Source organism: Oscillibacter sp. KLE 1728 (genome assembly GCF_934833455.1).
Taxonomy (GTDB): domain Bacteria; phylum Bacillota; class Clostridia; order Oscillospirales; family Oscillospiraceae; genus Oscillibacter; species Oscillibacter welbionis.
The window spans coordinates 25,794-31,655 of record NZ_CAKVVF010000004.1 but is presented as its reverse complement, the minus strand read 5'-3'; the positions used below and the strand labels follow the sequence as shown (position 1 = coordinate 31,655).

4 protein-coding genes are annotated in these 5,862 nt (G+C 63.1%); all 4 read left to right on the top strand.

Annotation, left to right across the window (positions count from 1 at the left end):
- Window positions 1–286: 286 nt before the first annotated feature.
- Window positions 287–1,657 (top strand): tRNA lysidine(34) synthetase TilS, encoded by a 1,371-nt coding sequence (gene tilS / locus QVE23_RS00885; RefSeq protein WP_287967434.1) that lies wholly within the window; start codon window positions 287–289, stop codon window positions 1,655–1,657.
- Window positions 1,654–2,208 (top strand): hypoxanthine phosphoribosyltransferase, encoded by a 555-nt coding sequence (hpt, locus tag QVE23_RS00880; RefSeq protein WP_021750265.1) that lies wholly within the window; start codon window positions 1,654–1,656, stop codon window positions 2,206–2,208. Before tilS ends, hpt begins: the two co-directional genes overlap by 4 nt.
- Before the next feature lie 95 nt (window positions 2,209–2,303).
- Complete coding sequence (gene ftsH, locus QVE23_RS00875; RefSeq protein ID WP_021750264.1) at window positions 2,304–4,172, top strand: ATP-dependent zinc metalloprotease FtsH; 1,869 nt, start codon at window positions 2,304–2,306, stop codon at window positions 4,170–4,172.
- Window positions 4,173–4,546: 374 nt separating this feature from the next.
- Complete coding sequence (locus QVE23_RS00870; protein WP_021750262.1) at window positions 4,547–5,731, top strand: ABC transporter substrate-binding protein; 1,185 nt, start codon at window positions 4,547–4,549, stop codon at window positions 5,729–5,731.
- Window positions 5,732–5,862: the final 131 nt, after the last annotated feature.

The following is a 5,862-nucleotide window of genomic DNA, read 5'->3' as shown; positions in this document are numbered from 1 at the left end:
GAATACACCCAGTTCTCGACCTTGGATACGAGGTACGACGAGGACTGAGGTCTGTGCTCTGCTTTGCAAAGCCGCACGGACGTGCGTCAAGTGTTTTGGCGGGGCCAAAACCTTGCAGGGGGCGGACTTTGTCTGCCCCCGGTCAGTGGCCGCCGGGGTCCCCCCGGCGCGTTCAGACGTGCCGGGGGAGGAGCTGCGGTGGATGCCGGAATACACCCAGTTCTCGACCTTGGATACGAGGTACGACGAGGACTGAGGTCTGTTTTGGGAGAGGTGAGGTACGGACATGGAGGAACTGCTGTCCCGCTGTCCCCGGTGGGTGCTGCCCGGTCCGGGGAGTCCGGCCCTGTGCGCCGTGTCCGGCGGGCTGGACTCCATGTGCCTGCTGGACCTGCTGGACCGGTGGTGTCGGGAGCGGGATGGCCGGGTAGTGGCTGCCCACTTCAACCACCAGCTGCGGGGCGCAGAGGCCGACCGGGACGAGACCTTCGTCCGGGACTGGTGTGCCGCCCATGACATCGCCTTCGTCTCCAGCTCCGGGGACGTCCGGGGCCTTATGGAGCGGGAGGGCCTCTCCCTGGAGGAGGCGGCCCGGAAGCTCCGGTACGATTTTCTTCGCCAAGAGGCGGAGAAGCTGGGGCAGCATATCAAAATCTACACAGCCCACCACGCCGATGACAACGCGGAGACCATTCTTTTCAACCTGATCCGGGGCACCGGCGTGGCGGGCCTTACCGGCATGGCCTACCAGCAAAACGGCATTTGCCGGCCACTGCTGGACGTGACAAGGGAAGAGCTGGCGGCCTACGCCGCCGCCCGCCACATCCCCCACGTGGAGGACACCACCAACGCCGACCCCGGCGCCGCGGCCCGAAACTTCCTCCGGCTGGAGGTCATGCCCCGCTTGAGGCAGATCAACCCCAGAGCTGTGGAGCACATCAACGATGCCGGACGCCGCCTGCGGGTGGCGGACCAATCACTGGAGGAAGAGGCCGCCCGCCGTACTGCCCATGTGGAGGTGCAGGAGGGGCGGGTGACCTTATCCCGGCAGGCATTGGCAGAGGCCACGGACGCCGTGCGCCCTCGGATGCTGCTGCGGCTCTTCGACCTTTTGGGCGTGGGGCGGAGGGATATCACAGCCGCCCATCTGCAGGCCATCCTGCACCTGACCCGGGATACCCTCTGGGGCCGGGAGAGCCGGGTGGACCTGCCCCAGGGCGTCACCGCCCGGTACTGCCGGGAGTGGCTGATCCTGGAAACCCGGCCCCAGCTTTTGACGGAGGTCCAGCTGTTGCAGGAGTGCCCCGTCGCCTGGGGCGATTACCGGATCACCCTGCTGGACCACCGGGAGGGGGAGGGACTTGCCCTTCGGCCCTGGCGGCAGGGGGAGCGGATGGGCCTGACGGTGGGCCCTGCGGCGCCGGGAGACCGTCTGGTTCTGCCGGAGACCCACGGGGGCGGCCGCAGCATCAAACGGCTGTGCATGGACCGCCGGATCTCCCTCCCGGAGCGGGACCGGCTGCCGGCCGTCTACGCGGGAGGATGCCTGGCGGCGGTGTGGCGGCTGGGCGTGGATATGGCGTTTGCAGCACCGGAGGGGGAGCCCTGCCGGTTCATTCAGATTACCGAAGCGGCAAAGGAGAGAGATTTGATATGAAAAGCGAGATGGAAAGGGATATCCTGAAGGTCCTGGTGACAGAGGAGGAGCTGAAGGCCCGCATCACCGAAATGGGCGCGGAGCTGTATGAGCAGTTTCATGGCAAGAACCCGCTGTTTCTGGGCGTGTTGAAGGGGTCTTTCGTATTCATGGCGGACCTGGTCCGGGCTTGCCAGGTGAAGAGCGACGTGGAGTTCATCGCCGTCAGCTCCTACCAGAACGCCACTGTGTCCTCCGGCCGGGTGCAGATCACCCACGACCTGCAGCAGGACATCACCGGACGGCACCTGATCATCGTGGAGGACATTCTGGACTCCGGCAACACCTTGGCGTTTTTGAAGGACTACTTCATGACCAAGGGAGCGGCTTCCATTACCATCGTGACGCTGCTGGACAAGCCCTCCCGCCGGACTAAGGCCATCACCGCCGACCTGGCGGGGTTCGTGGTGCCGGACGAGTTTGTGGTGGGGTATGGGCTGGACTACTGCCAGCAGTACCGGAACGTGCCGTACATCGGGGTTTTGAAGCCGGAGGTATACTCCGGGGAGTGAGGCGATACGCCCTGTTTTGGGCGGACTCCGCCCAATCGTAACATGAAAACAGTCTCCCATTGCGTCCCAGGCAATGGGAAAGGAGGCTTCTGCTCGTGACAAAACAAAGACGGCTATCCAATCTGAGCTTCGTACTGCTGGCCCTCGTGATCCTGCTGTGTGTCAACTGGCTCTGGCAGAACGACAACCATGTGGACCAGCTGGAATACTCCCAGGTCCGCCAGCTGTTCCTGCAGGAAAAAGTGACGGGGCTGACCATTGACAGCGGCGGCACACTGACCCTGGAGCTGCGGGAGCCGGTGAACGGCAGCGAGACCGTGCGGTATGAGCTGTACAGCTTCCAGCTGTTTTATGACGACTTCAATGACCTGGTTCAACAGCAGTATGCGGAGGGTATCATCCAGCACTATGACTACCCGGAGCCGGTGCGCACCAACTGGCTGCTGGAGCTGCTGCCCTTCCTGCTGACGGCGGTGATCCTGGGGCTGATGTGGTACTTCCTGGTGATTCGGCCCCAGGGAGGTGGCATGGGACCGGACAAGATGGCCAAATTCGGCTCCGCCCGGACCCGGATGCTGACGGACAAGGACAAAAAGGTCACTTTCGACGACGTGGCCGGCGCCGATGAGGAGAAGGAGGAGCTCCGGGAGATCGTGGAGTTCCTGAAGGACCCCAAGAAGTACCTGTCTCTGGGGGCCCGGATTCCCAAGGGCGTGCTGCTGGTGGGCCCTCCCGGCACCGGCAAGACCCTGCTGGCCAAGGCCGTGGCAGGGGAGGCCGGCGTGGGCTTCCTGTCCATCTCCGGCTCCGATTTCGTGGAGCTGTACGTGGGTGTGGGCGCCAGCCGCGTCCGGGACCTGTTCGAGCAGGCCAAGAAGAACGCCCCGGCTATCGTGTTTATTGACGAGATCGACGCTGTGGGCCGCCAGCGGGGCACGGGCCTGGGCGGCGGCCATGACGAGCGGGAGCAGACCCTGAATCAGCTGCTGGTGGAGATGGACGGCTTTACCGCTAACGAAGGTGTGGTGGTCCTGGCGGCCACCAACCGGGCGGATGTGCTGGACCCGGCGTTGCTGCGGCCCGGTCGGTTCGACCGGCAGGTGTACGTGGGCCTGCCCGACATCCGGGGCCGGAAGGAGATCCTGGAGGTCCACGCCAAGGGCAAGCCCCTGGCGGAGGATGTGGACCTGGGCCAGCTGGCCCGGGGCACTCCGGGTTTCACCGGCGCGGACCTGGAGAACCTCATCAACGAGGGAGCCCTGCTGGCCGCCCGGAAAAATCAGAAGTTCATCACCATGCAGGATCTGAAGGACGCGGAGATCAAGGTCATCGCCGGACCGGAGAAGAAAAGCCGGGTGATCCCCCAGCACGAGCGTGAGCTGACCGCCTATCACGAGGCAGGCCACGCTGTGGTGATGCATGCGCTGCCAGATCAGGACCCGGTGACCCAGATCACCATCGTGCCCCGGGGCCAGGCGGGCGGCATGACCATCTCCCTGCCGGAGGAGGACCGGTCTTATCTCTCCCGGCGGTATATGGAGGATCAGATCGTGGGTCTCTTGGGCGGCCGGGTGGCGGAGAAGCTGTGCCTGGGAGACATCTCCACCGGTGCCAGCAACGACATCCAGCGGGCCAGCCAGATCGCCCGGAAGATGGTGGCCACCTATGGCATGAGTGACAAGATCGGCACCGTAGCCTTCGAGTCCGGCCACGACGAGGTGTTCATCGGCCGCACCATGACCCAGGGCCGCAGCTATTCCGAGGCGGTGGCCGCCCAGATCGACCAGGAGGTCCAGCGCCTGGTGGCGGATGCCTATGACCGCTGCGAACGGATCCTGAACGACAACCGCGACAAGCTGGAGGCCGTGGCGTCCTATCTGCTGGAGCATGAGACCATGGAGCGGGAGGCGTTTCTGGCCGTGTTCGGCGAACAGCCGTTGTCCCTGAAAAAAGAAGAGGTCTGAGAAAAGGCCGCCGTCCGGAGAACCGGACGGCGGCCTTTTTGCAAAAAGCGGGGAATAAAGCCGCCGCAACCCTCCAAAACTGTTGGAGTGACGGGAAAATGCATCAACGCAGTCACTGGAGTTTGGCAAAATTACCAATTCGCCTGTCTCTCTATCGAGGACAAATGACCGCATTTTTCTCTGCGATTTTTTTGAAACGTCCACAACAGAGGGACAAATGACCGGAATATGCGGAAAAATCTTGAACTTTTTTGAAAGAGAGCGGAAAACTTTCTGTGGATTATTCATCTTGCAAAGCCTGGAAAAAACCTGTAAAATGCCTTTCATACATGAGGGAACAGCGATCCTTAACCATTGATAGGAGGAAAAGAAGCATGAAGAGAGTTCTTGCACTGGCTCTGGCTATGGTCATGGCTCTGAGTCTGGCCGCCTGCGGCGGCAGCGGCGACACATCCACCGGCGACTCCGGCAGCAGCGGGGGGAATGTGGTCCGCATCGGTGTGTTCGAGCCCGCCACCGGCGACTCCGGTCCCGGCGGCAAGCAGGAGATGCTGGGCATGCAGTATGCCAATAAGGAGACCCCCACGGTGGACATCGGTGGCACCACCTACAACGTGGAGCTGGTCTACGCGGACAACGGTTCCACTACCGACAAGGCGCCCACCGCCGCGGCGGAGCTGGTGAGCAAGGATGTCAGCCTGGTGCTGGGTTCCTACGGTTCCAGCGTGGCTATGGCCGGCGGTCCGGTGTTTGACGAGGCGGGCCTGGCCGCCATCGGCGTCACCTGCACCAACCCCAATATCACCGCAGGCAACGACTATTACTTCCGGATTTGCTTCCTGGACAACTTCCAGGCCCAGGTGCTGGTGAATTTCGCAAAAGACAAGTTCAGCGCACAGAAGGCCTACTGCCTGGGTGAGTTGGGCAACGAGTACGACCAGGGCCTGATCGCCTTCTTCGAGCAGAACTTTGACGGTGAGGTCATCAAGGACTCCTTCCCCACCAACACCTCTGACTTCACCACCTACCTGAACAAGGCCGTGGCGGAGGATGTGGATGTGATCTTCTGCCCCGTCTCCATCGCCTACGCCACGCAGATCGTGGGTCTGGCCGCCTCCATGGGCCTGGATATCCCCCTGCTGGGCTCCGACACACTGGACAGCAACGTGGTGCTGGAGGCCGCGCAGGGCAGCAACGTACAGCTGTACGTGTCCACCTTCTACCAGGAGGGCGGCTCTCCCAAGTTCGATGACGGCATCAAGGCATGGCTGAACGAGGACTCCACCGCCATGACCAACAACGGCGGCAACGATACCATCGCCGCTGTCACCGCCATGGGCTATGACGCCTACTATGTGGCGCTGGAGGCCCTGAAGGCCGCCGGCTCTACCGACAAGGCCGCCGTGAAGGCCGCGCTGCCTGACGTGACCTACACCGGCGTGTCCGGCTCCATCGCCTTTGACGAGCAGGGCGACGCCATCCGGGACACCGCCTATATCAAGACCGCAGACACCGCCAACAACGCCTGGACGCTGGAGACGGTCCAGACTGTGGAATAAGCCTGCCATCCGGCCAGCCTGGCGGGGTATACCCCGCCAGGCGGCTTGTTCTTGCGCGAGATGGGACCGCCTCGAAAGGGGCCGCCGCCCGGCCATTTTGGAGACGGTCCTTCCCGCGCGCCAACACTGAA

Excerpts from the sequence above, each read along its gene's own strand:
- tilS (WP_287967434.1), top strand. The coding sequence starts at position 287 with ATGGAGGAACTGCTGTCCCGCTGTCCCCGGTGGGTGCTGCCCGGTCCG.
- QVE23_RS00870 (WP_021750262.1), top strand. The coding sequence starts at position 4,547 with ATGAAGAGAGTTCTTGCACTGGCTCTGGCTATGGTCATGGCTCTGAGT.
- hpt (WP_021750265.1), top strand. The coding sequence starts at position 1,654 with ATGAAAAGCGAGATGGAAAGGGATATCCTGAAGGTCCTGGTGACAGAG.